The 25291-nt window shown below is 43.3% G+C and carries 22 protein-coding genes and 2 other annotated features; all 22 genes read left to right on the top strand.

From position 1 onward, the window contains the following. Positions 1 to 14 precede the first annotated feature (14 nt). On the top strand, positions 15 to 2459 hold the full coding sequence (gene clpC / locus RCG24_RS16060) for an ATP-dependent protease ATP-binding subunit ClpC (RefSeq protein WP_202651846.1): 2445 nt from the start codon (positions 15 to 17) through the stop codon (positions 2457 to 2459). A gap of 130 nt (positions 2460 to 2589) precedes the next feature. After that, a complete protein-coding gene (radA, locus tag RCG24_RS16055; RefSeq protein ID WP_202651844.1) occupies positions 2590 to 3966 on the top strand; it encodes a DNA repair protein RadA in 1377 nt (458 codons plus the stop codon). Between the two features lie 253 nt (positions 3967 to 4219). Continuing rightward, complete coding sequence (locus tag RCG24_RS16050; protein WP_308077481.1) at positions 4220 to 5308, top strand: PIN/TRAM domain-containing protein; 1089 nt, start codon at positions 4220 to 4222, stop codon at positions 5306 to 5308. A gap of 83 nt (positions 5309 to 5391) precedes the next feature. Continuing rightward, on the top strand, positions 5392 to 6084 hold the full coding sequence (ispD, locus tag RCG24_RS16045) for a 2-C-methyl-D-erythritol 4-phosphate cytidylyltransferase (protein WP_202651840.1): 693 nt from the start codon (positions 5392 to 5394) through the stop codon (positions 6082 to 6084). After that, positions 6084 to 6566 (top strand): 2-C-methyl-D-erythritol 2,4-cyclodiphosphate synthase, encoded by a 483-nt coding sequence (gene ispF / locus RCG24_RS16040; RefSeq protein WP_202651838.1) that lies wholly within the window; start codon positions 6084 to 6086, stop codon positions 6564 to 6566. Before ispD ends, ispF begins: the two co-directional genes overlap by 1 nt. 68 nt (positions 6567 to 6634) lie before the next feature. Next, positions 6635 to 8092 carry a glutamate--tRNA ligase gene (gene gltX / locus RCG24_RS16035; RefSeq protein ID WP_202651836.1) on the top strand — a complete coding sequence of 486 codons (1458 nt, stop codon included), beginning with the start codon at positions 6635 to 6637 and terminating at the stop codon, positions 8090 to 8092. 115 nt (positions 8093 to 8207) lie between these two features. Then, positions 8208 to 8468 (top strand) — a binding site (T-box leader). 148 nt (positions 8469 to 8616) lie between these two features. After that, positions 8617 to 9285 carry a serine O-acetyltransferase gene (gene cysE, locus RCG24_RS16030; RefSeq protein ID WP_202651834.1) on the top strand — a complete coding sequence of 223 codons (669 nt, stop codon included), beginning with the start codon at positions 8617 to 8619 and terminating at the stop codon, positions 9283 to 9285. After that, a complete protein-coding gene (cysS, locus tag RCG24_RS16025; protein WP_202651832.1) occupies positions 9266 to 10663 on the top strand; it encodes a cysteine--tRNA ligase in 1398 nt (465 codons plus the stop codon). Before cysE ends, cysS begins: the two co-directional genes overlap by 20 nt. A 3-nt stretch (positions 10664 to 10666) precedes the next feature. Then, positions 10667 to 11092 carry a Mini-ribonuclease 3 gene (locus RCG24_RS16020; RefSeq protein WP_308077480.1) on the top strand — a complete coding sequence of 142 codons (426 nt, stop codon included), beginning with the start codon at positions 10667 to 10669 and terminating at the stop codon, positions 11090 to 11092. Next, on the top strand, positions 11089 to 11832 hold the full coding sequence (gene rlmB, locus RCG24_RS16015; RefSeq protein WP_308077479.1) for a 23S rRNA (guanosine(2251)-2'-O)-methyltransferase RlmB: 744 nt from the start codon (positions 11089 to 11091) through the stop codon (positions 11830 to 11832). Before RCG24_RS16020 ends, rlmB begins: the two co-directional genes overlap by 4 nt. Before the next feature lie 3 nt (positions 11833 to 11835). Next, positions 11836 to 12345, top strand: a complete 510-nt coding sequence (locus RCG24_RS16010) for an NYN domain-containing protein (RefSeq protein WP_308077478.1) — start codon at positions 11836 to 11838, stop codon at positions 12343 to 12345. 111 nt (positions 12346 to 12456) lie between these two features. Beyond that, a complete protein-coding gene (gene sigH / locus RCG24_RS16005) occupies positions 12457 to 13065 on the top strand; it encodes an RNA polymerase sporulation sigma factor SigH (protein ID WP_202655858.1) in 609 nt (202 codons plus the stop codon). 111 nt (positions 13066 to 13176) lie between these two features. Beyond that, positions 13177 to 13323, top strand: a complete 147-nt coding sequence (rpmG, locus tag RCG24_RS16000) for a 50S ribosomal protein L33 (RefSeq protein ID WP_202655790.1) — start codon at positions 13177 to 13179, stop codon at positions 13321 to 13323. A gap of 47 nt (positions 13324 to 13370) precedes the next feature. Further along, positions 13371 to 13553 carry a preprotein translocase subunit SecE gene (secE, locus tag RCG24_RS15995; RefSeq protein WP_202655791.1) on the top strand — a complete coding sequence of 61 codons (183 nt, stop codon included), beginning with the start codon at positions 13371 to 13373 and terminating at the stop codon, positions 13551 to 13553. A 203-nt stretch (positions 13554 to 13756) separates the two neighbouring features. Next, positions 13757 to 14290 carry a transcription termination/antitermination protein NusG gene (gene nusG / locus RCG24_RS15990; protein WP_202655792.1) on the top strand — a complete coding sequence of 178 codons (534 nt, stop codon included), beginning with the start codon at positions 13757 to 13759 and terminating at the stop codon, positions 14288 to 14290. Between the two features lie 192 nt (positions 14291 to 14482). Beyond that, the gene (rplK, locus tag RCG24_RS15985; protein ID WP_048822996.1) at positions 14483 to 14908 is read left to right on the top strand and encodes a 50S ribosomal protein L11; all 426 of its coding nucleotides are present in this window, start codon (positions 14483 to 14485) and stop codon (positions 14906 to 14908) included. Between the two features lie 115 nt (positions 14909 to 15023). After that, complete coding sequence (rplA, locus tag RCG24_RS15980; protein ID WP_202655793.1) at positions 15024 to 15722, top strand: 50S ribosomal protein L1; 699 nt, start codon at positions 15024 to 15026, stop codon at positions 15720 to 15722. A gap of 65 nt (positions 15723 to 15787) precedes the next feature. Beyond that, positions 15788 to 15928: a sequence feature (ribosomal protein L10 leader region), on the top strand. A 35-nt stretch (positions 15929 to 15963) separates the two neighbouring features. Continuing rightward, positions 15964 to 16464, top strand: coding sequence for a 50S ribosomal protein L10 (gene rplJ, locus RCG24_RS15975; RefSeq protein ID WP_202655794.1), 501 nt, complete (start codon positions 15964 to 15966; stop codon positions 16462 to 16464). A 99-nt stretch (positions 16465 to 16563) separates the two neighbouring features. Next, positions 16564 to 16926 carry a 50S ribosomal protein L7/L12 gene (rplL, locus tag RCG24_RS15970; RefSeq protein WP_202655795.1) on the top strand — a complete coding sequence of 121 codons (363 nt, stop codon included), beginning with the start codon at positions 16564 to 16566 and terminating at the stop codon, positions 16924 to 16926. Positions 16927 to 17019: 93 nt separating this feature from the next. Beyond that, on the top strand, positions 17020 to 17622 hold the full coding sequence (locus RCG24_RS15965; protein ID WP_202655796.1) for a class I SAM-dependent methyltransferase: 603 nt from the start codon (positions 17020 to 17022) through the stop codon (positions 17620 to 17622). A gap of 249 nt (positions 17623 to 17871) precedes the next feature. Continuing rightward, a complete protein-coding gene (gene rpoB / locus RCG24_RS15960; RefSeq protein ID WP_202655797.1) occupies positions 17872 to 21432 on the top strand; it encodes a DNA-directed RNA polymerase subunit beta in 3561 nt (1186 codons plus the stop codon). A gap of 163 nt (positions 21433 to 21595) precedes the next feature. Further along, on the top strand, positions 21596 to 25195 hold the full coding sequence (gene rpoC / locus RCG24_RS15955) for a DNA-directed RNA polymerase subunit beta' (protein ID WP_202655798.1): 3600 nt from the start codon (positions 21596 to 21598) through the stop codon (positions 25193 to 25195). Positions 25196 to 25291 lie beyond the last annotated feature (96 nt).

Below are 25291 nucleotides of genomic sequence, written 5' to 3'. Positions count from 1 at the left end.
GAGGAGTGAGCACAATGATGTTTGGCCGGTTTACTGAAAGAGCTCAAAAGGTTTTAGCCTTGGCACAGGAAGAGGCAATCCGCCTGGGACACAATAATATTGGAACTGAGCATATTTTATTAGGATTAATTCGCGAAGGGGAAGGAATTGCTGCCAAAGCCCTTTACGGTCTGGGCTTGGGCTCGGACAAGATTCAAAAGGAAGTTGAGAACCTGATTGGCAAGGGTCAAGAGACTTCGCAAATCATTCATTATACACCTAGAGCCAAAAAGGTGATTGAGCTTTCCATGGACGAAGCTCGTAAATTAGGACATTCCTATGTAGGAACTGAGCATATTTTACTTGGATTGATCCGCGAAGGAGAAGGTGTTGCCGCACGTGTCCTGAATAACCTTGGTGTCAGCTTAAATAAAGCACGTCAGCAGGTACTGCAATTATTAGGCAGCAATGAAACCGGCGGGCATCAAGGAGGCGCCTCCACAAGCGCGAACACTCCGACACTTGACAGCCTTGCCCGGGATTTAACGGCAATCGCCCGGGAAGGAAGCCTAGACCCTGTCATTGGCCGCAGCAAAGAAATTCAGCGGGTCATTGAAGTGCTGAGCCGCCGGACGAAGAATAACCCGGTGCTAATCGGTGAGCCTGGTGTTGGTAAGACAGCTATTGCCGAGGGACTGGCACAGCAAATCGTTAATAACGAGGTACCGGAAATCCTCCGCGATAAGCGGGTTATGACCCTTGACATGGGGACCGTGGTGGCTGGTACAAAATACCGCGGTGAATTTGAGGACCGCCTCAAAAAGGTCATGGATGAAATTCGTCAGGCTGGGAATATCATCCTATTCATCGATGAACTCCATACATTAATAGGTGCCGGCGGGGCCGAAGGTGCAATTGATGCTTCCAATATCTTAAAGCCGTCGCTTGCCCGCGGGGAGCTGCAATGTATCGGGGCAACAACCCTTGATGAATACCGTAAATATATTGAAAAGGATGCTGCTCTCGAGCGCCGCTTCCAGCCGATTCGGGTCGATGAGCCGACAATTGAAGAATCGATTCAAATTTTACAGGGATTACGCGACCGTTATGAAGCCCATCACCGCGTATCGATTACCGACGATGCGATTGAAGCTGCGGTGAAATTATCGGACCGCTATATATCGGACCGCTTCCTGCCGGATAAAGCAATTGATTTAATTGATGAGGCAGGGTCGAAGGTACGGCTGCGCTCTTACACAACCCCGCCAAATTTGAAAGAGCTCGAAGTGAGACTAGAAGAAGTCCGAAAAGAAAAGGATGCCGCTGTTCAAAGTCAGGAGTTTGAAAAAGCTGCTTCTTTAAGAGATTCCGAACAGCGTTTGCGTGAACAACTGGAGGAAACGAAAAAGAGCTGGAAAGAAAAGCAAGGCAAAGAGAATAATGAAGTGACAGTGGAGGATATTGCCAGCGTTGTCTCAAGCTGGACGGGGGTTCCTGTTTCCAAGCTTGCTGAAACCGAAACGGCCAAATTGCTTAATTTAGAGGAAATCCTTCATTCCCGGGTTATCGGTCAGGATGAGGCCGTTAAGGCGGTTGCCAAAGCCGTTCGTCGTGCCAGAGCCGGATTGAAAGATCCAAAGCGTCCAATTGGTTCCTTCATTTTCCTCGGCCCTACAGGTGTTGGTAAAACAGAATTAGCCCGGGCCCTTGCCGAAGCGATGTTTGGCGATGAAGATGCGATGATTCGGATTGATATGTCAGAATATATGGAGAAACATTCGACATCACGTCTTGTCGGTTCCCCTCCAGGGTATGTCGGTTACGAAGAGGGCGGCCAATTAACGGAAAAAGTACGCAGAAAGCCTTACTCCGTTATCTTGCTGGATGAAATTGAAAAAGCGCATCCTGATGTGTTTAATATTTTACTCCAAGTCCTTGAAGATGGGCGGTTAACGGATTCTAAAGGGCGGACCGTGGATTTCCGTAATACCGTATTAATCATGACTTCGAACGTAGGGGCCGAAGCGCTGAAACGGAACAAATATGTTGGTTTTAATATTCAGGACAACAGTGACCAAAATTACAAAGATATGAAAGGTAAAGTAATGGAGGAGCTAAAGAAAGCGTTCCGTCCTGAATTCTTGAACCGCATTGATGAAATCATTGTCTTCCATGCGCTGGAAAGAAAGCACTTAAATGAAATTGTCGCTCTGTTATCGGATCAGTTAATTAAGCGGCTGAGAGAGCAAAATATTTCAATTGAATTAACAGCTGCTGCCAGAGATAAAATAGCTGAGGAAGGGTATGATCCTGAATACGGGGCAAGACCGTTGAAACGGGCCATTCAAAAACATGTAGAGGATCGGCTTTCAGAGGAACTCTTAAGAGGAACCTTATTAACCGGCCAGCATGCTATAATAGATGTGGCAGATGGAGAATTTACCGTCAAAACCGCAGAGAGAGAAACGGTAACAAAATAACCAAAGTTAAGAAGAAATAAGGGTTTTAATTTTTAAAAAACTAAAGAGGTACACGTGAATAAAAATGAACCGTGTACCTCTTTTTTCGATAGGATGGAAATTCTCTGCTAGACTGGAGAGGAAGAAACAGATGGTAAAGCGAAAAACGAAGTTTATTTGTCAAGAGTGCGGGTATGAATCGCCAAAATGGATGGGAAAATGTCCGGGGTGCGGGACTTGGAACAAAATGGTGGAGGAAATAGAGGTTACGGGAGCGGCGAGAAGAGGGGCATTTGCTCATTCACAAGGAGGAACGATTGTAACCAAACCGACTCCAATTACGTCTATTGAAACGGTAAGTGAACCGCGCATTTATACAGATTTAGCAGAGCTCAATCGTGTCCTGGGCGGCGGTGTGGTTAAAGGCTCGCTGGTGTTAATTGGCGGTGACCCGGGAATTGGTAAGTCCACCCTTCTGTTGCAAGTCTCATCACAGCTTGCAGAGAAAGGTCATCAGGTTTTATATATATCAGGTGAGGAATCGCTGCGCCAGACGAAACTAAGAGCCGAGCGATTAGGGATCTCTTCTGAACATTTGCTTGTTTATGCGGAAACCAACCTTGAGGAAATGAATCGGACAATCGAGCAGACAAACCCCAGCTTTGTCATCGTTGACTCGATTCAAACCATATTTCATCCGGATGTGACGTCGGCTCCTGGGAGTGTCTCGCAAGTTCGGGAGTGCACCGCAGAATTGATGCGAATTGGAAAAACAAAAGGAATTGCCATTTTTATTGTCGGGCATGTGACAAAGGAAGGGTCGATTGCCGGGCCGCGCCTGCTTGAGCATATGGTTGATACAGTGCTTTATTTTGAGGGGGAAAGACACCACACGTATCGGATCCTCAGAGCGGTGAAAAACCGCTTTGGTTCGACAAATGAAATGGGGATTTTTGAAATGAAGGAATCTGGCTTGGAAGAGGTGGAAAATCCATCTGAAATCTTCCTTGAAGAGCGGTCGCGCGGGGCTGCTGGTTCCACTGTTGTTGCTTCTATGGAAGGGACACGGCCGGTTCTGGTAGAAATTCAGGCATTGATTTCCCCAACAAGCTTTGGTAACCCCAGAAGAATGGCAACAGGCATTGACCATAACCGTGTGCCGTTATTAATGGCTGTGCTGGAAAAACGGGTTGGGATGCTGCTGGCAAACCAGGATGCTTACGTTAAAGTAGCCGGCGGTGTTAAACTGGATGAACCGGCGATTGACCTGGCTGTTGCTGTCAGTATTGCCTCAAGCTTCCGTGATCAGCCGACAAGACCGGCGGATTGTATTATAGGCGAGGTGGGTTTAACAGGAGAAATCCGACGGGTTTCAAGGATTGAACAACGTGTTCAGGAAGCTGCGAAATTGGGTTTTGAGCGGGTCATTTTGCCGGCAAACAATTTGGGCGGCTGGACAGGTCCAAAAGGAATCGAATTGATTGGTGTTTCTTCCGTCGCTGAAGCATTAAAGGCTGCACTAGGGTAATCAAGAAAAACTCTGCTAGTTTACTAGCTGTACACCAATTATCGCCAAAAAAGTATTGCTAGAACATAGAAACTATGTTAAAATAAAAATTTTTCAATTTATTTGACATAAATTTCCTATGATGCTACCCTATAAATTGAAAGTTCTTTATTATAACAAGAAGATTTCATATTGCTAACAATTTAAAAAATAATTGGCAAATCACGGTTTCAATCCTATGAATATGTTTATAATTATTAGAGGAGGTGAAGAAATGTTAAAACGAATTGTGCAAGCCTGCTTCCTCCTTATTGGTGGTACGCTTGGAATATTATTTTTACCCAAATTATTAAATGTTGCTGGCATGGGTGATCTATCCCTGATTAATAATTCCTATGTCACTGCTATTTTAGGTGCTATTATTTTTTATCTTCTTACCTTTTGGGCAGTTGATTATGTGCTTAATTTTATTAAATGGGCTGAGGATTCTTTAATAAAAATACCCGTCACGGATGTGTTGTTTGCCAGTGTGGGCCTAATTTTTGGTCTAGTGGTCGCTTTTTTAATTGGATTTGCCCTCAACGCAGTGCAGGTTCCTATTTTAAATGCGGTTGCCCCGATTGTATTGACCCTGCTATTTGGCTACCTCGGTTTTCAGGTCGGCCTTAAAAAGCGTGATGAGCTGATGGGTCTTTTCAGCAGAGGCGGGAATAAGAAAAAAACGGTTGATGAGGATAATGAAAAGGGATCACTTCAGTCATTAAAAATTTTGGACACAAGTGTTATTATTGATGGCCGGGTTGCTGATATTTGTCAGACGGGATTTTTGGAAGGAACGATTGTGATCCCCCAATTTGTTCTTGAGGAACTGCAGCATATCGCGGATTCTTCTGATGTGTTAAAACGCAACCGCGGCAGAAGGGGACTTGATATCTTAAACCGGATCCAAAAGGAATTGGCCATTAAAGTGGAAATTTATGAAGGTGATTTTGAGGAAATCCAAGAGGTTGATTCGAAGCTTGTGAAGCTGGCAAAATTAACGGGCGGAATTCTTGTCACCAATGACTTTAATTTAAACAAAGTCTGTGAGTTACAAAATGTACCAGTGTTAAATATTAACGACTTGGCCAATGCGGTTAAACCGGTTGTACTTCCAGGAGAGGAATTAACGGTTCAAGTCATTAAGGATGGAAAAGAGTATCACCAAGGGGTTGCTTACCTTGATGATGGGACGATGATTGTGGTGGAAGAAGGCAGAGAGTATATTGGCAAAAGAATCGAAGTTCTTGTCACCAGTGTCCTTCAGACATCTGCCGGTAGAATGATTTTTGCCAAACCGAAATTATTGGAGAAGGCATTATAATGGTTTGAAAGGCAGAAGCACTTCAGCGTTGAGCCTTCGGTTCAAAGCTAGACAAGATAGAGAGAAAGAATGAGGTTTTCCATATGACTTATCAAGTCATTATCCCTGCAGCGGGTCAGGGAAAAAGAATGGGAGCGGGGAAAAATAAGCTTTTGCTTGAGCTGGATGGAATTCCTGTTTTGATTCACACGTTACGAGTGTTTGAAGCAGACGATGCCTGTGCAGGAATCATTTTAGCGGTCCATCCCCAGGATGAATCAGAAATTAAAGCATTGATTGAACAGTATCAGTTAACCAAGGTTTGCGGTTTTGCTCCGGGTGGAAAAGAACGGCAGGACAGTATTTTTAATGCCTTAAAAACGGTCGAAACCGATGGAATTATTCTTGTTCATGATGGTGCAAGACCTTTTATCCAAATAGAACAAATTCAGCTTTTAACTGAATTGGCCGCGAAAACAGGGGCAGCGATTATTGCCGTGCCGGCCAAAGACACCATGAAAAAGGTAAAGAATGGTGTTGTCGAAGCAACTGTTGATCGTTCGAGCTTGTGGGCTGTCCAGACCCCACAAGCTTTTCGCGTTTCCCTCCTCAAGGAGGCCTATGAAAAGGCTGACAAGGAGTGCTTTATTGGGACTGATGATGCAAGTCTTGTCGAGCGCTTAGGCCAATGTGTAGCAATCGTCGAAGGTGATTATGATAATATAAAGCTAACGACGATGGAAGATTTATACTTCGCAGAGGCAATTTTAAAAAAACGGAAAAAGGAGTTTAAGTGATGTTTCGAATTGGACAAGGTTTTGATGTTCACCAACTAACCGAGGGGCGGCCCTTAATCATCGGCGGCATTACTATTCCCTATGAAAAGGGATTGTTAGGTCATTCTGATGCCGATGTATTATTGCATACAGTTTGCGATGCCTGTCTTGGTGCTATTGGGGAAGGGGATATCGGCAAGCATTTCCCCGATACTGATCCAAGGTTTAAAGATGCCGACTCCGCAAAGCTGTTGGAGCATGTCTGGCAGCTTGTCAAACAAAAAGGCTATCAGCTTGTCAACGCCGATTGCACCATTATTGCCCAAAAACCCAAAATGGCTTCCTATATTGAACAAATGCGGGGGCGGATCGCTGAACTTCTGGAGGCGGAAACCAGCCAAATCAATGTAAAAGCGACTACAACTGAGAAATTGGGCTTTACCGGCAGGGGCGAAGGCATTGCTGCTCAAGCGGTGGTACTTTTAAAAAAGGTGAACCATTAGACTTTAACCCGCCAATTCATCATGATAAAATGATTCAAGATGACTATTAGGAAAGTGGAGGCATTACCATGTCAAACGAAATACGTGTAAGATATGCTCCCAGTCCAACCGGACATTTGCATATCGGAAATGCTCGCACGGCGCTATTTAACTATTTATTTGCCCGTAATAAAGGCGGAAAATTTATTATCCGAATTGAAGATACGGATAAGAAGCGGAATATTGAAGACGGTGAACGGAGTCAATTAAAATATTTAAAATGGCTTGGAATTGATTGGGATGAAAGCGTTGATGTCGGTGGTGAATACGGACCATACCGGCAATCAGAGCGCAATGATATTTACGAAAAATATTACAAGCAGATGCTGGAAAATGGTCAGGCCTACAAATGCTATTGCACCGAAGAGGAGTTAGAGGCAGAACGAGAAGCACAGATCGCACGTGGTGAAACGCCGCATTATTCCGGTAAATGCCGTCACTTAACAGCTGAAGACCGTGCCCGGTTAGAAGCAGAAGGGCGCATGCCAAGCATTCGGATCGTTGTTCCGGAAGGTAAAACCTACACATTTGATGATATGGTAAAGGGTGTTGTTTCCTTCGACTCTGAAGGCATGGGTGACTGGGTTATGGTGAAAAAGGACGGTACACCTACCTATAACTTTGCCGTTGCAATTGATGATCATTTAATGGAGATTTCCCATGTATTGCGTGGGGATGACCATATTTCTAATACACCGAAACAACTGATGGTTTACGATGCCTTAGGCTGGGAACCGCCAATTTTTGGTCATATGACCCTGATCGTCAATGAAAGCCGCCGGAAATTAAGTAAACGTGATGAATCGATTATCCAATTCATTGAACAATATGAAGAGTTGGGCTATTTGCCGGAAGCGATTTTCAATTTTATCACTTTGCTTGGCTGGTCACCGGCAGGCGAAGAGGAGCTTTACTCCAAAGAGGAGTTTATTAAGCTTTTTGATGCAAGCCGTCTGTCGAAATCACCGGCCCTATTTGATAAGCAAAAGCTCACCTGGATGAACAATCAATACATGAAAAAAGTCGATGTTGATCGGGCTGTCGAGCTTGCTTTGCCGCATCTCATCAAGGCCGGCAGGGTACCTGAGAATCTATCCGCTGAGGAAAGAGACTGGGTTCGCAGTTTGGTAGCATTGCTGCAGGAAAAGATGAGTTTTGGTGCAGAAATTGTTGAACTTTCCGAGTTGTTCTTTAAAGAACAGGTGGAATATGAGGAAGAAGCGAGAGAGGTGCTTGCTGGAGAGCAGGTACCGCAAGTATTAAAGGCCTTCTTAGCAGAGCTTGACCAAATGGAAGACTTTAAAGCGGAAGGAATTAAAGCGGCAATGAAAGCCGTGCAAAAATCTACTGGTCAAAAAGGGAAGAACTTGTTCATGCCAATTCGTGCCGCTGTAACAGGACAAACTCATGGGCCAGATCTGCCGAAATCCATCGAACTTTTAGGAAAAGAAAAGGTTCAACAAAGAATTCAACAAATTATTGGTTAACAATAGCGAAAAAGTGTAATATAGTAAATATAAATGAACACTCGACGATAGACGGGGACATTAGGGCAGTTGCCGAAGTATAGTCGAATTTATTTAGCGAAAATAAATGATATGAGCTAAATCGTTGATGAGGAAAAGTAGAAAAATGATTGCTTAAAAGAGAGGACCATCACCGGCTGAAAGTGGTTCAAGCCGCTCATTTTTTGAAATGCACCTCTGAGTCTCATTTCAAAAGGAGTTTATCCGAGTAGATTTGAGCGGAACCTTTCCGTTAACAAGTAAGAGTGAGGCATACAGGTTTTCAGTGTTTGTTAGAAAATTACGCTGAAAAGACTAGTGCCTAATCAGAGTGGAACCACGCATAAGCGTCTCTGTCGTCGGACAGGGGCGCTTTTTTATTCAAGAGAAAAGTTCACGGCAAATCGTCGAGAAGGCTGGAAACAGAATTTTAGCCGCTTATCTTATACTGGTCATGGTGTGCTGCTGACCAAAGGGTTTACTCTTTTCTAATTGGGGGGATGGGAATGTTTAAGACATTAAAGGAAGATGTAGAAGTTGTATTTGATCAGGACCCGGCGGCGAGAACTTACTTAGAAGTCATATTAACATATTCAGGTTTGCACGCTATTTGGGCTCATCGAGTGGCTCATGCCTTGTATAAGCGTAAATTTTTTTTCCTTGCTCGCGTTATTTCGCAAATTAGCCGCTTTTTCACAGGAATTGAAATTCATCCCGGGGCAAAAATAGGCAGGAGATTTTTTATCGACCACGGGATGGGTGTGGTCATTGGGGAGACCTGCGAAATTGGTGATAATGTCACGATTTATCAAGGGGTAACATTAGGCGGGACAGGAAAAGAAAAAGGCAAACGCCATCCGACTATTAAAGACAATGTCCTTATTTCTACCGGGGCAAAGGTACTTGGGTCGATTACGATTGGGGAAAATTCCAAAATTGGCGGCGGCTCTGTTGTCTTAAAAGAAGTACCTCCTAACTCCACCGTGGTGGGGATTCCGGGGCGAGTCGTTGTTCAGGATGGTAAACGAATAAAACGGGATTTAAATCATAGTGACCTTCCAGACCCGGTAGCTGATCGTTTTAAAGAAATGCAGCAGGAACTGGAACAACTGAGAAAAGAATTGGAAGAATTAAAACAAGAAAGGAAAAAGGTTAATGGCCATTCAACTTTATAATACGCTCACACGTAAAAAGGAAACATTTGTACCGCTTGAAGAAGGAAAAGTGAAAATGTATGTTTGCGGTCCGACTGTTTATAACTATATTCATATAGGTAATGCCCGTCCAGCGATTGTCTTTGATACGGTTCGCCGTTATTTTGAATATCGCGGCTATGAAGTTCAATATGTTTCGAACTTTACTGATGTTGATGATAAATTAATCCGCGCTGCCAATCAGCTAGGAGAGGATGTCCCAACCATTGCCAACCGTTTTATCGAAGCCTATTTTGAAGATGTATCAGCATTAGGCTGCAGAAGAGCTGATGTTCATCCACGGGTAATGGAGAATATGGATATCATTATTGATTTTATCCGGCAGCTGGTGGAAAAAGGCTATGCCTATGAATCAGAGGGAGATGTGTACTTCCGGACACGCAGCTTTGATGAGTACGGCAAGCTTTCTCATCAATCAATAGACGAGCTGCGGATTGGCGCCCGGATTGAAGTCGGTGACAAAAAGGAAGACGATTTAGACTTTGCTTTATGGAAGGCGGCGAAGGAAGGGGAAATTTTCTGGGAAAGCCCGTGGGGACCAGGACGGCCCGGCTGGCATATCGAATGCTCGGCCATGGCAAAAAAATACCTCGGCGAGACGATAGATATTCATGCCGGGGGTCAGGACCTGACATTCCCGCACCATGAAAATGAAATCGCCCAATCGGAGGCACTTTCTGGTAAAACATTTGCTAACTATTGGCTGCATAATGGCTATATTAATATTGATAACGAAAAAATGTCAAAGTCACTAGGAAACTTTGTCCTCGTTCACGATATTATTCGGAAGCACAACCCACAGGTACTCAGGTTCTTTATGCTTTCCGTACATTATCGTAATCCGATCAACTATAGCGAGGAATTATTGGAGAGCACGAGGGCGGCATTTGAACGGCTAACCACCTCTTACCAAAACTTAAAGCACCGCAGGGAGGCAAGCACCAATTTAACTGACAATAATCAAGAGTGGCTTGATAAAATTTCTGCCTTGCGTGAGCAATTTATCGAAGCGATGGATGACGATTTTAATACAGCATTGGCGATTTCTGTGTTATTCGAGCTATCAAAACTGGCCAATTATTATTTATTAGAAAAAAATACAGCGGTTGAAGTGATTGATGCCTTTACGACAGAATTTGAAGAGTTATTTGGTGTGCTGGGGCTAACATTGAAACAAGAAGAAATGCTGGATGAAGAAATTGACGCCCTGATTGAACAGCGGATTCAAGCACGGAAAAACCGTAATTTCCAATTGGCTGATCAAATTCGTGACCAATTAAAAGAAATGAATATTATTTTAGAAGACACCCCGCAAGGCACAAGGTGGAAAAGAGGATAACAGATGTTGGAAAACAAAAAAACATTAGACGCATACCAAATGAAAGCTCTTGCCTTGGCCTACATGGGCGATGCGATATTTGAAACCTATGTCCGCCGTCATCTGCTGTCTGCCGGGGAAGTTCGACCTCATCAATTACATCGGGCGGCAACCAGGTATGTCTCGGCTAAGGCGCAATGTCAAATTCTCCTTCAGCTGATCGATGACAATGTTTTACAAGAGGAGGAGCTGGCGGTGGTAATGCGCGGCAGGAATGCCAAATCGGGAACGGTTCCGAAAAACACCGATGTGCAAACTTATCACTATAGCACTGCGTTTGAAGCGTTGATGGGGTATTTATTTTTATCAGGAAAAATCGAAAGGCTGGAAGAACTTATCCACCAAGCGTTTTTATATGTAGAGGAAAAGAAAGGAGGGGCAGCAACATGAATCAGGAATATATCATTGGCAAAAATCCGGTCATCGAGGCGCTTAAATCCGGACGGGATATTAATAAGGTCTTAATTGCTGAAGGGTCACAGCGTGGCGGAATGCAGCAAATTATTCAACTGGCAAAAGAAGCGAAGGTCCTTGTCCAATTTGTGCCGAAGAAGAAAATTGACCAAATAACCAAACAGAATCATCAAGGGGTGCTTGCCTATATCGCTGCTTATCACTATGCAGAGATGGATGATTTATTTGCGGCTGCTGAAAAGAAAAATGAACCTCCTTTCTTTTTATTATTGGATGAGATAGAAGATCCGCATAATCTTGGCTCGATGATGAGAACAGCTGATGCTGTAGGAGCGCATGGAATCATCATTCCTAAACGCCGGGCTGTCGGTTTAACGGCAACGGTTGCGAAGGCCTCAACCGGGGCAATTGAATATATACCAGTCGTCCGGGTTACCAACATGGTACAAACGCTTGATGAATTAAAGCAACGCGGCCTTTGGATTGCGGGAACAGATGCTTTGGGGAAACAGGATTATCGCCAGTTTGACGGAACGCTGCCGCTTGGTTTAGTCATTGGTAATGAAGGGAAAGGAATGGGGCGGCTGATCAAGGAAAAATGTGATTTTCTCATTCGGCTGCCGATGGCGGGCAAGGTGACTTCATTAAATGCTTCGGTTGCTGCTGCTTTGCTCATGTATGAGGTTTATCGGAAACGACACCCGCTTGGGGGATGACGTATGGATATCCTGTTGGTTGATGGTTACAACATTATCGGGGCGTGGCCGGAGTTAAAAGCCCTAAAGGAGCATGATTTAGCTGCCGCTAGGGATCGCTTAGTTGAGAGAATGGCTGAATACCAAGCCATGTCAGGCTATCGGGTGATTGTCGTCTTTGATGCCTATTATGTTCCGGGGACAGCAAAGAAATATAAAAATCATAAAGTTGAAGTCATTTTTACAAGAGAAAATGAAACGGCTGATGAACGGATTGAAAAAATGGCAATTAGTTTAAATAATCGAAAAACACAGATCCATGTAGCCACTTCCGATTATACAGAGCAATGGGCCATTTTTGGACAAGGGGCACTGAGAATATCTGCCCGGGAGCTGCTGCATGAGATGACATCAGTTGAAAAAGGCATAAAACATCAAGTAAAAAGCATTCAAGAAAAAAAACCGGGATCGAAAATACCTATTAGTGATGAAATGGCAGAAATTTTCGAAAAATGGCGCCGAGGACATAAATGAGCCCTCGACTAGAAAATATTTCTAATGTATAATAATATTATCTACGCTTGTCGGTGGAGGGGATTACGCTTGAGTACGGACTTCGGAGCAAAGGTCAATGGGCAGCTGGTCATGATGGAAGACGAGGAAATTGTTGATCTGGTGCATAAAGGTGATAGTGATGCGTTGGATTATTTAATCCATAAGTATCGTAATTTTGTGCGTGCTAAAGCAAGATCCTATTTTCTGGTTGGGGCAGATAAGGAAGATATTGTTCAAGAGGGGATGATCGGTCTTTATAAGGCTATCCGTGATTACCGCGAGGACAAGCTCACTTCATTTAAAGCGTTTGCTGAGTTATGTATTACCCGCCAGATTATCACTGCCATAAAAACAGCAACAAGGCAGAAGCATATTCCATTAAATTCTTATGTATCATTGGACAAGCCGATATATGATGAAGAATCAGACCGTACCTTAATGGACGTATTGTCTGGCACCAAGGTATTGGATCCGGAAGAACTGATTATCAATCAAGAGGAATTTGACCATATTGAGATCAAAATGACCGAATTATTAAGCGATCTGGAGCGAAAGGTATTGGCTCTTTATTTAGATGGACAATCCTATCAGGAAATTTCAGAAGAGCTTAATCGCCATGTGAAGTCGATTGATAATGCTTTACAGCGGGTAAAGCGGAAGCTTGAGCGCTACTTGGAAATACGGGAATTAACCTTATGACATCTGGCGGGATAAAAAATTTGCCGTTGTTATCTGACGAATGGTTGATAGTTATTGACAAAAAAATGGACGTCATGTTAAAGTTTTAGGGATATATTGAAGGTGTTAGAGATGAGTAAAAAAGTGATTCTGGCTTGTGCCGAATGCGGTTCAAGGAATTATTCCACTGAAAAAAAAGCGACACAATCAGATAGATTAGAATTAAAAAAATTCTGCAAAACTTGTGCAACCCATACAATCCACCGAGAAACAAAATAAGATTCAGATTCTGGCAATGCTATTTGCTCTAGTTGGGGGTTTCAAACATGCAACGCATAAAGAAGTTCTTCAGTGATATTGTCCGTGAAATGAGAAAAGTCAGCTGGCCCAAACGAGGAGAGCTTATTCGTTCGACGATTACCGTATTAACGACGGTTGCTTTTTTTGCTCTTTTTTTCACGGTGTTAGATTTAGGAATTTCAAGATTGATTCGTTTAATTCTTGAATAATAAGCGGTAGTTCATGGTATAATGGTAATCAATAAAGAAATTTTTAGCAAAAGCCCGTTTAAACGGGTTTTTTAATTTGCTTAGAAAACTGAAAGCGACCGGTAATAGGTATATTGTATTTGCAATTTCCTTGGTGGTGCAAGAAAGAGTAAAATGAATGGTAAGTTAATGAGTAGGGAGGGACGGACATTTAGTCCTACAAAATGGAAAAGAATTGGTATGTGGTTCATACTTATTCAGGTTATGAAAATAAGGTCAAAGCGAATTTGGAAAAACGTGTAGAGTCTATGGGTATGACGGATAAAATCTTCCGTGTGATTGTACCGGAAGAGGAAGAAACCGATGTCAAGAACGGAAAGAAAAAGGTAGTGAAACGCAAGGTATTCCCTGGATATGTATTAGTTGAACTCGTGATGACAGATGATTCCTGGTATGTCGTACGCAATACTCCCGGGGTTACTGGCTTCGTTGGGTCTGCAGGATCTGGTTCCAAGCCAACGCCGCTGCTTCCGGAAGAAGTGGGCGTTATTCTCAAGCGGATGGGTGTAGAGGAAAAACGGATTGATGTCGATTACCAAATCGGCGAAACGGTACGTGTAAAGGAAGGACCATTTGCCAACTTTACCGGCAATATTGAAGAGATGGATAAGGATAAAGCGAAGCTAAAAGTACTCGTTAATATGTTTGGCCGTGATACACCGGTTGAATTGGACTTCTCACAAATTGAGAAAATCTAATTAGATTGTAAAAAAACTTGAAATCAACTTTAAAAAATGTTAATATTTCATAGGTCAATATGTCTCAGTTTAAGAGACAGGACTTTTGTCAAGCTCTTTATTTTTTTATATAAAGACTATTAATGAGTGGGAGGGAATATTCCCAATTGGGTCCCTATTAACCACATCACGGACTTTAAGGAGGTGTGTCTCGTGGCTAAAAAAGTAATTAAAGTTGTTAAATTACAAATCCCTGCTGGTAAAGCGAACCCAGCACCGCCAGTTGGTCCTGCACTAGGTCAAGCCGGTGTTAACATCATGGGATTCTGTAAGGAATTTAACGCTCGTACAGCAGATCAAGCTGGATTGATTATTCCTGTTGAAATTACGGTATTTGAAGACCGTTCATTTACATTTATTACGAAAACTCCTCCTGCTGCCGTTCTTTTGAAAGTAGCAGCTGGAATTCAGTCTGGTTCAGGCCAGCCTAACCGTAATAAAGTAGCAACAGTAAAGCGTGATAAAGTACGCGAGATTGCGGAACAAAAGATGCCTGACCTTAACGCAGCAAGCGTTGAAGCAGCAATGCGCATGGTTGAAGGTACTGCACGCAGCATGGGTATCACCATCGAAGACTAATCCATGTAACTGTTAATGTGTAATGAGGGGGTTGCGTAGTTTTAAAATACTCGCAACCTTTTTCGTGGGAGTTATTTAACGACGTTAAAACCACATATCAAGGAGGAAAATAATAATGGCTAAAAAAGGTAAGAAGTATATAGAAGCTGCGAAGCTTGTTGACCGTTCAAAAGCTTATCCGGTTGCAGAAGCAATCGATCTTGCAAAGAAAACAAGCTATGCAAAATTTGATGCAACAGTTGAAGTTGCTTTTCGTTTAGGGGTTGACCCTAAGAGAGCGGACCAAAATATCCGCGGTGCTGTAGTACTACCAAACGGAACTGGTAAAACCCAACGCGTTTTAGTCTTTGCGAAGGGTGAAAAATTGAAGGAAGCAGAAGCAGCTGGCGCTGATTATGTAGGCGATACAGAATATATCAACAAAATTCAACAAGGCTGGTTCGATTTCGATGTCATCGTAGCAACACCTGACATGATGGGGGAAGTTGGTAAGCTTGGTCGTGTATTAGGACCTAAAGGCTTAATGCCAAACCCTAAAACAGGCACAGTTACATTTGATGTAGCCAGAGCAATTGCTGAAATTAAAGCTGGTAAAGTTGAATACCGTGTTGATAAAGCTGGAAACATCCACGTGCCAATTGGTAAAACTTCGTTTGAAAACGAAAAGTTAGTAGAAAACTTCACGACTGTATTTGACACAATGCTAAAAGCCAAACCTTCTGCAGCTAAAGGTACTTACATGAAGAACGTAACCGTTTCCTCTACAATGGGACCTGGCGTAAAAGTTGATCCTTCTTCAGTAGCTGCAAGATAATTTTTGCAAGGTAATTTTACCAATTGACAACAACAACGACATTTACTATAATGTGATTTGTTGTTAAAAATAAAACATTTGTACCGTAGACAGCAGGTGCTTATCAGGCTTAATTTCCTGCCGAGGTGATCCGAATAGATTTAGCATAATGCTATTTATGAGGCCTCTATGTCTATGAAAAGATGTGGAGGCTTTTTCATTGCCCGGTATAAATGGAGATAATCTACAGGAGGTGTTAAGAATGAGCAGTGCTATCGAAGCTAAAAAACAAATTGTTGAAGAGATTGCTGATAAATTAAAAAACAGCGTATCAACAGTTGTTGTCGATTACCGCGGACTTTCAGTTGCCCAAGTAACGGAACTGCGTAAACAACTTCGTGAAGCTGGTGTAGAATTCAAAGTTTACAAAAACTCGATGACTCGCCGTGCTGCTGAAGCAGCTGGACTTTCCGGCTTAAATGATGCATTAACTGGTCCTAACGCCATTGCGTTCAGTACTGAAGATGTAGTAGCTCCAGCCAAAATCTTAAATGATTTTGCCAAGAACAATGAGGCACTTGAATTAAAAGCAGGTGTCATCGAAGGCAATATCGCAACAGTTGAAGATGTAAAAGCTCTTGCGGAACTTCCATCACGCGAAGGCTTGCTATCTATGTTGCTTTCCGTACTACAAGCTCCAATTCGCAATCTGGCTCTTGCTGCAAAAGCAGTGGCAGATCAAAAAGAAGAACAAGGCGCATAGAAAAGCGAAAGCGACCACCCTTGGGCGCTTAGCATTTAAGTTTGACAATCTACCCGGTCTTTAAAATAATCAAACGAAAATTAAGGAGGAAACTTAATCATGACTAAAGAACAAATCATTGAAGCAGTTAAAAATATGACTGTTCTAGAACTTAACGATTTAGTAAAAGCAATTGAAGAAGAATTTGGTGTAACTGCAGCTGCTCCAGTAGCAGTTGTTGGTGGTGCAGGTGCTGCTGCTGCTGAAGAAAAAACTGAATTTGATGTTATCTTAGCTGGCGCTGGCGACCAAAAAATTAAGGTTATCAAAGTTGTTCGTGAAATCACTGGTCTTGGTCTTAAAGAAGCAAAAGACCTTGTTGACAACGCTCCAAAACCACTTAAAGAAGGTATTGCTAAAGAAGAAGCTGAAGAAATTAAAGCTAAACTTGAAGAAGTTGGGGCTAACGTCGAAGTTAAGTAATTTAAACGCTAAGAAAAGCTCGCTGGATAAGCGGGCTTTTTTTGCCTATCCGCGATATTCTTCTAAAATTAAACTCCTCAGGGGGTGAGTCAGGTGACTGAACACTACTATTCTCATGTTCAAAAGGTTGAAAGTGATCCAAAACACTGGGATTATACCTTAAGAAATCATTCTTTCCGCTTTAAGACTGACAATGGTGTTTTTTCAAAAAGAGAGGTAGATTTTGGCTCGCGTTTACTCATTGAGTCATTTGTGATGCCGGCTGTAGCTGGTCAGGTGTTGGATGTAGGCTGCGGTTATGGGCCAATTGGGTTAGCGATTGCCATGGATTATCCTGACCGGCTGGTGCACATGGTCGATGTAAATGAACGCGCCATCCAGTTGGCAAAGGATAATGCTGCCCTTAACCGGATTGATAATGTCAAAATCTATGAAAGTGACCGACTATTATCTGTTAAAGAAAAAGATTTTGCTGCGATCTTAACCAATCCGCCAATTCGGGCAGGAAAAAGAACAGTTCACGATATTTTTGAACAGAGTGCACAAATTCTTGTTCCAAGTGGTGAACTTTGGGTAGTGATTCAAAAGAAACAAGGTGCCCCTTCCGCATTGGAGAAGCTAAAAACTATTTTTTCAGTAGTTGAGACGGTAACGAAATCAAAAGGATATTATATATTTAAAGCAAAAATTAGTTGACTATATGTTACCTTTGTGGTAGCATTATAAAATGCCATCATAATATTTACCGTTTTATTCCTGCAAATGCTTATTTTTCAGTATAAAATAAGGATAAAACGGAAATGATGACAAAATAATAGTCAAAATGTGAAATTGTGGTTTTTGAGCAAAAAACCCTTTTTCTTTTTGTCTTTTGAAAAGGGGCTTTTCCCCTTCTTAAAAGTTCATAGATTTTTCAAATTACGCTTGATTTGAGGGGTGAATCAGTTGACAGGTCAACTAGTTCAGTATGGACGCCACCGTAAGCGGAGGAGTTACGCACGAATCAGTGAAGTTTTAGAATTACCAAATCTAATTGAGATCCAAACCTCTTCATATCAGTGGTTTCTTGATGAGGGGCTGCGTGAAATGTTCCAGGATATTTCACCAATTGAGGACTTTACAGGTAATCTATCACTGGAATTTATTGATTACAGTCTTGGCGATCCAAAGTATTCTGTCGAAGAATCAAAAGAACGGGACGTTACATATTCTGCTCCGTTACGTGTAAAAGTACGTCTGGTAAACAAAGAAACAGGTGAAGTAAAAGATCAAGATGTTTTCATGGGTGATTTTCCCCTAATGACAGAAACAGGCACGTTTGTGATTAATGGAGCAGAGCGCGTTATTGTTTCCCAGTTAGTACGTTCACCGAGCGTCTACTTTAGTGCGAAAGTCGATAAGAATGGGAAAAAAGGATTTACAGCAACAGTTATTCCGAACCGCGGCGCTTGGCTGGAGTATGAAACAGATGCCAAAGACGTCGTATATGTCAGAATTGATCGTACTCGGAAACTGCCCGTTACGGTTCTTTTGCGTGCATTAGGATTCGGCTCTGATCAAGAAATTATCGACTTAATTGGCGATAACGAATATTTACGAAACACCTTGGAAAAAGACAACACAGAAGGTATCGATAAAGCATTACTTGAAATCTACGAACGGCTTCGTCCCGGTGAGCCACCGACCGTTGAAAATGCGAGAAGTTTATTGATTTCCCGCTTTTTCGACCCAAAACGCTATGATCTAGCGAACGTAGGCCGTTACAAAATTAATAAAAAGCTTCATTTAAAAAATCGTTTATTTAATCAACGGTTAGCCGAAACACTGGTTGATCCTGAAACAGGTGAAATTATCGCTGAAAAAGGGACGGTTCTTGACCGCCGCAACCTCGATAAAATTTTACCGGCACTTGAGAAAAATATTAACTTTAAGAGTTTTACCCCTGTTGGCGGGGTAGTGGAAGACGAAATAATTCTTCAGAGCATTAAAATTTATGCTCCTGGTGATGAAAATGAAAAAGTGATCAATGTATTGGGAAATGCTTATGTGGCTGAGCCAATCAAGCATATTACCCCTGCAGACATCATTGCGTCAATCAGCTATTTCTTTGACTTGCTTCATGGTGTCGGCGATACAGACGATATCGACCATCTGGGAAATAGACGTTTGCGTTCTGTCGGTGAACTATTGCAAAACCAATTTCGGATTGGTTTATCCAGGATGGAGCGGGTTGTTCGTGAAAGAATGTCAATCCAAGACACAGCAACGATCACACCACAGCAGTTAATTAATATTCGCCCGGTGATTGCGTCGATCAAAGAGTTCTTTGGAAGTTCGCAGCTTTCCCAGTTCATGGACCAAACCAATCCGCTTGCAGAATTAACTCATAAGCGACGGTTATCAGCACTGGGACCTGGTGGATTAACGCGTGAACGTGCCGGGATGGAGGTTCGTGACGTTCACTACTCCCACTATGGCCGGATGTGTCCAATTGAAACGCCGGAAGGTCCAAACATTGGTTTGATTAACTCGTTATCAACTTATGCGAAGGTTAATCGGTTTGGCTTTATTGAAACACCTTACCGCCGGGTTGATCCTGACACCGGCAGGGTAACGGACAGAATTGATTATTTGACTGCTGATGAAGAAGATAACTATGTCGTCGCCCAGGCAAACTCTCGCCTTGACGAAAATGGCGCCTTCCTGGATGAAGAAGTAGTTGCTCGTTTCCGCGGGGAAAATACTGCCGTAAAACGTGAACGGATCGACTATATGGACGTTTCGCCAAAACAGGTTGTTTCAGCGGCCACAGCTTGTATTCCGTTCTTGGAAAATGACGACTCTAACCGTGCCTTGATGGGGGCAAACATGCAGCGTCAAGCGGTTCCGCTGATGCAGCCGGAAGCTCCAAGAGTGGGTACTGGTATGGAATATGTATCCGGTAAAGACTCCGGGGCAGCCGTGATTTGTAAACACGACGGTATTGTTGAACACGTAGAAGCCCGCCAAGTATGGGTTCGTCGTGTTACGGAAATAGACGGACAAGAGGTTAAAGGCAACCTTGATAAATACCGCTTATTAAAATTTGTCCGCTCTAACCAAGGAACCTGCTACAATCAACGCCCAATCGTAAAGCCTGGCGACCGTGTCGTAAAAGGTGAAATCCTTGCCGACGGTCCTTCAATGGAATTGGGAGAATTGGCCCTTGGACGTAATGTGCTGGTAGCCTTTATGACTTGGGATGGTTACAACTATGAAGATGCGATTATTATGAGTGAACGTCTTGTAAAAGACGATGTTTATACTTCGATTCATATTGAAGAATATGAATCAGAATCACGTGATACCAAGCTTGGCCCTGAGGAAATTACCCGTGATATTCCAAACGTTGGCGAAGATGCGCTAAAGAATTTGGATGAACGGGGAATCATCCGCATCGGTGCTGAGGTAAAAGACGGTGATTTGCTAGTTGGTAAAGTAACTCCCAAAGGGGTTACAGAACTTACTGCTGAGGAAAGACTTCTTCACGCCATTTTTGGTGAGAAGGCACGTGAGGTACGGGATACCTCCCTTCGCGTTCCACACGGTGGAGGGGGAATCGTTCACGATGTCAAAGTATTTAACCGTGAAGATGGCGATGAGCTTCCTCCGGGTGTAAACCAGCTTGTCCGTGTTTATATTGTTCAAAAACGTAAAATACACCAAGGCGATAAGATGGCTGGACGACATGGTAATAAAGGGGTTATCTCAAGGATTTTACCTGAAGAAGATATGCCGTTCATGCCGGACGGTACACCTGTTGATATCATGTTAAACCCATTAGGGGTTCCTTCCCGGATGAATATCGGACAGGTGCTGGAGCTTCACTTAGGAATGGCCGCAAGACAATTGGGCATCCATGTTGCCACACCGGTATTTGACGGTGCCACCGAGGATGATGTGTGGGCAACGATTGAAGAAGCCGGTATGGCACGTGATGCGAAGACCATTCTTTATGATGGCCGTACAGGTGAACCATTTGATAACCGTGTGTCTGTCGGGATCATGTATATGATTAAATTAGCACACATGGTTGATGATAAACTGCATGCCCGTTCAACCGGACCTTACTCACTAGTTACGCAGCAACCGCTTGGCGGTAAAGCTCAATTCGGCGGACAGCGTTTTGGTGAAATGGAAGTTTGGGCGCTTGAGGCTTACGGCGCAGCTTATACGCTTCAAGAAATTCTTACAGTTAAATCAGATGATGTTGTCGGACGTGTCAAAACATATGAAGCCATTGTAAAAGGTGAAAATGTTCCGGAACCAGGGGTTCCTGAGTCATTCAAGGTATTAATTAAAGAACTTCAAAGTCTTGGTATGGACGTGAAAATTCTCTCCGGTGACGAAGAGGAAATCGAAATGCGGGATATCGATGACGAAGACGACTTGCAGCAAGTTGATACGTTAAACCTTGCTCAGGATACACCAAATCTGGAATCGGAAAAGGTTGGTACGAAAGAATAACATAAATGGGCAAGCGCACGATTGGGTGTGCGCTTGCGTTCTCTCTTTATATTAAGGCAACTCGAAAACGTTGCAGCGATTTACAACTGTCAGAGGCTAGATGTCAGAACAGAAGTAATCGACGAATTAGCCGATTTCTTCAATCAAAAGGGAGGTAGGCCCCTTGCTGGATGTTAATAATTTTGAGTATATGAAAATTGGCCTTGCTTCACCGGATAAGATCCGTTCATGGTCTTACGGAGAGGTCAAAAAACCAGAAACCATTAACTATCGTACGTTAAAACCGGAAAAAGACGGCTTATTCTGTGAAAGAATTTTCGGTCCAACGAAGGATTGGGAATGTCACTGCGGTAAATACAAGCGGGTACGTTATAAAGGCGTTGTCTGCGACCGTTGTGGGGTTGAAGTGACACGGGCAAAGGTACGCCGTGAGCGTATGGGGCATATTGAATTGGCTGCTCCGGTTTCGCATATTTGGTATTTTAAAGGGATTCCAAGCCGGATGGGGCTTGTGTTGGATATGTCCCCAAGGGCGTTGGAAGAAGTTATTTACTTTGCTTCCTATGTAGTAACGGAAGCTGGTGACACGGCTCTGGAAAAGAAGCAGTTATTATCTGAAAAAGAATACCGTGCCTATCGCGAAAAGTATGGCAATAAGTTCCAAGCGTCTATGGGTGCAGAAGCAATTAAACGGCTTCTTTCCGATATCGACTTGGATAAGGAAGTAGATATTTTAAAAGAAGAATTGAAGACAGCACAAGGTCAGCGTCGTACTCGTGCGATTAAACGACTGGAGGTATTAGAGGCATTCCGCAACTCTGGAAATGAACCATCTTGGATGGTACTGGATGTGCTCCCGGTTATTCCTCCGGAACTTCGTCCAATGGTCCAGCTTGATGGCGGAAGATTTGCCACATCTGACCTGAATGATCTTTACCGGCGCGTGATTAACCGTAATAATCGCTTAAAGCGTTTGTTAGATTTAGGCGCACCAAGCATTATCGTACAAAACGAAAAGCGGATGCTGCAAGAAGCAGTGGATGCATTGATTGATAACGGCCGCCGCGGCCGTCCGGTTACAGGACCAGGCAATCGTCCGCTTAAGTCGCTTTCCCATATGTTAAAAGGGAAGCAAGGACGGTTCCGTCAGAACTTACTTGGTAAACGGGTTGACTACTCAGGCCGTTCGGTTATTGTTGTTGGTCCATACTTAAAAATGTACCAATGCGGCCTTCCAAAAGAAATGGCGTTGGAACTATTCAAGCCATTTGTGATGAAAGAGCTTGTAGAGAAAGGTTTAGCCCATAACATCAAATCTGCTAAACGTAAAATTGAACGTGTCTCTCCAGATGTCTGGGATGTGCTTGAAGATGTCATAAAAGAACATCCAGTTTTATTAAACCGCGCCCCTACATTGCATCGATTAGGGATTCAGGCATTTGAACCAACACTTGTAGAAGGCCGGGCGATCCGCCTGCATCCGCTTGTATGTACTGCCTACAATGCGGACTTTGACGGGGACCAGATGGCTGTACACGTACCGCTGTCGGCTGAAGCTCAAGCTGAAGCAAGACTGTTGATGCTGGCAGCGCAAAACATTCTAAACCCTAAAGATGGGAAACCAGTTGTCACTCCTTCTCAGGACATGGTATTAGGTAACTACTACCTGACATTGGAAAGAGAGGGTGCTATCGGCGAGGGAATGATTTTTAAAGATATAAACGAAGCATTGCTTGCCTATCAAAATGGTTTTGTCCATTTCCATTCCCGCGTTGCTGTCCATGCCGGTTCATTGCGGAACGAAACCTTTACCGAAGAACAAAACAATAAGCTTCTTATCACAACAGTGGGAAAACTTATTTTTAACGAAATTCTTCCAAAATCTTTCCCTTATCTCAACGAACCTACTAAGAGCAACTTAGAGGAAAAAACACCTGAGAAGTATTTTGTTGAAAAAGGTGAAGATGTAAAAGCGAAAATAAAGAGTATGCCGCTGGTTGATCCATTTAAAAAGAAAGTCCTTGGTAATATCATTGCCGAAGTCTTCAAGCGTTTCAAAATTACCGAAACGTCGAAAATGCTTGACCGTTTGAAGGATCTTGGTTTCAAATATTCAACCAAGGCCGGGATTACAGTCGGCGTGGCGGATATTGTCGTACTTGGTGAGAAGGAGCAGATCCTTCACGATGCTCAGGTCAAAGTCGATAACGTGCAAAAGCAGTTTAGACGGGGTCTCATTACCGAAGATGAACGGTATGACCGGGTGATCTCCATTTGGAGCCAGGCGAAGGATACCATTCAAGGACGCCTAATGAAGTCTTTGCATAAAACAAATCCAATCTTTATGATGAGCGATTCTGGTGCCCGTGGTAACGCCTCTAACTTTACACAGCTCGCCGGGATGCGCGGCTTGATGGCGAACCCGGCTGGTCGAATCATCGAGTTGCCGATTAAATCAAGTTTCCGTGAAGGACTGACGGTGTTAGAGTACTTTATTTCCACTCACGGCGCACGCAAAGGGCTTGCCGATACAGCGCTGAAAACAGCTGACTCTGGTTATTTGACACGCCGTCTGGTCGATGTAGCCCAGGACGTTATTGTCCGCGAAGATGACTGTGGAACGGACCGTGGTTTCTCCATCCGTGCCTTAAAAGATGGTACAGAAATCATCGAAACTTTGGAAGAGCGGTTAATTGGCCGTTATGCCCGTAATACGATCAAGCATCCTGAGACAAATGAAGTACTGGTTCGTGAAAATGAACTGATTACTGAAGACATTGCCAAGGCAATCGTGGATGCAGGAATAGAAGAAGTGAAAATCCGCTCCGCGTTTACATGTAATACCCGTCATGGAGTATGTAAAAAATGTTATGGGCGCAACCTGGCGACTGGTCAAGAGGTGGAGGTGGGTGAAGCAGTTGGTATTATTGCTGCTCAGTCCATCGGGGAACCAGGTACACAGTTAACGATGCGTACATTCCATACCGGCGGGGTAGCAGGAGACGATATTACTCAAGGTTTACCGCGGATTCAAGAAATTTTTGAAGCACGTAATCCTAAAGGTCAAGCGGTTATTTCTGAGATTGGCGGTACAGTTGTCGGCATTAATGAAGGCCGCGACCGCCAGCATGAAATTGTTGTTCAAGGTGAAGTAGAAACACGTACGTACAATGCTCCTTATACAGCACGTTTGAAAGTTGCTGTCGGTGATCAAATTGAACCTGGCCAAGAGTTAACGGAAGGCTCGATTGATCCGAAGGAATTATTGAAGGTAAAAGATGTTCTATCCGTTCAAGAGTACTTGCTGCGCGAAGTACAAAAGGTATACCGCATGCAAGGGGTTGAAATTGGCGATAAACACGTTGAAGTAATGGTACGGCAAATGCTGCGCAAAGTTCGTGTAGTTGATGCTGGGGAAACAGATGTATTACCTGGTACGCTGTTAGATGTTCACCAATTTACTGATGCCAACGAAAAGGCATTATTGGAGGGCAGATTACCAGCAACAGGTCGTCCGATATTGCTTGGTATCACAAAAGCATCTCTGGAAACAGATTCATTCTTATCCGCTGCATCGTTCCAAGAGACAACAAGAGTTCTAACCGATGCGGCGATCAAAGGCAAGCGGGATGAATTGTTGGGCTTGAAGGAAAATGTGATCATCGGGAAACTTGTTCCAGCAGGTACCGGCATGCAGCGGTATCGCAAAGCGGAGCCCATGTTTCGTGAAGTAACATCGGAAGAGCCGGTTTCAATTGATTAATTTGAAAAGCGGTACCTAGAAAAATTGGGTACCGCCTTTTTAAAGCTCCATTAATGAAACTGAAATTTTTGTTTGACATCTTATTTTGAAGATGGT

The sequence above is a fragment of the Neobacillus sp. OS1-32 genome, from assembly GCF_030915425.1.
GTDB classification, from domain to species: domain Bacteria; phylum Bacillota; class Bacilli; order Bacillales; family Cytobacillaceae; genus Neobacillus; species Neobacillus paridis.
The sequence above is the reverse complement of the archived record's forward strand: the minus strand, read 5'-3'. Positions and strand labels throughout refer to the sequence as shown.

What these genes read in the sequence shown, in the direction of transcription:
- rpmG (WP_202655790.1), top strand. Translation starts at nt 13,177, where the DNA reads ATGAGTAAAAAAGTGATTCTGGCTTGTGCCGAATGCGGTTCAAGGAAT.
- RCG24_RS16020 (WP_308077480.1), top strand. Translation starts at nt 10,667, where the DNA reads ATGTTGGAAAACAAAAAAACATTAGACGCATACCAAATGAAAGCTCTT.
- clpC (WP_202651846.1), top strand. Translation starts at nt 15, where the DNA reads ATGATGTTTGGCCGGTTTACTGAAAGAGCTCAAAAGGTTTTAGCCTTG.
- gltX (WP_202651836.1), top strand. Translation starts at nt 6,635, where the DNA reads ATGTCAAACGAAATACGTGTAAGATATGCTCCCAGTCCAACCGGACAT.
- rplL (WP_202655795.1), top strand. Translation starts at nt 16,564, where the DNA reads ATGACTAAAGAACAAATCATTGAAGCAGTTAAAAATATGACTGTTCTA.
- secE (WP_202655791.1), top strand. Translation starts at nt 13,371, where the DNA reads ATGCAACGCATAAAGAAGTTCTTCAGTGATATTGTCCGTGAAATGAGA.
- radA (WP_202651844.1), top strand. Translation starts at nt 2,590, where the DNA reads ATGGTAAAGCGAAAAACGAAGTTTATTTGTCAAGAGTGCGGGTATGAA.
- sigH (WP_202655858.1), top strand. Translation starts at nt 12,457, where the DNA reads ATGATGGAAGACGAGGAAATTGTTGATCTGGTGCATAAAGGTGATAGT.
- cysS (WP_202651832.1), top strand. Translation starts at nt 9,266, where the DNA reads ATGGCCATTCAACTTTATAATACGCTCACACGTAAAAAGGAAACATTT.
- nusG (WP_202655792.1), top strand. Translation starts at nt 13,757, where the DNA reads ATGGAAAAGAATTGGTATGTGGTTCATACTTATTCAGGTTATGAAAAT.
- rplJ (WP_202655794.1), top strand. Translation starts at nt 15,964, where the DNA reads ATGAGCAGTGCTATCGAAGCTAAAAAACAAATTGTTGAAGAGATTGCT.
- ispD (WP_202651840.1), top strand. Translation starts at nt 5,392, where the DNA reads ATGACTTATCAAGTCATTATCCCTGCAGCGGGTCAGGGAAAAAGAATG.
- rplA (WP_202655793.1), top strand. Translation starts at nt 15,024, where the DNA reads ATGGCTAAAAAAGGTAAGAAGTATATAGAAGCTGCGAAGCTTGTTGAC.
- RCG24_RS16010 (WP_308077478.1), top strand. Translation starts at nt 11,836, where the DNA reads ATGGATATCCTGTTGGTTGATGGTTACAACATTATCGGGGCGTGGCCG.
- ispF (WP_202651838.1), top strand. Translation starts at nt 6,084, where the DNA reads ATGTTTCGAATTGGACAAGGTTTTGATGTTCACCAACTAACCGAGGGG.
- cysE (WP_202651834.1), top strand. Translation starts at nt 8,617, where the DNA reads ATGTTTAAGACATTAAAGGAAGATGTAGAAGTTGTATTTGATCAGGAC.
- RCG24_RS16050 (WP_308077481.1), top strand. Translation starts at nt 4,220, where the DNA reads ATGTTAAAACGAATTGTGCAAGCCTGCTTCCTCCTTATTGGTGGTACG.
- rlmB (WP_308077479.1), top strand. Translation starts at nt 11,089, where the DNA reads ATGAATCAGGAATATATCATTGGCAAAAATCCGGTCATCGAGGCGCTT.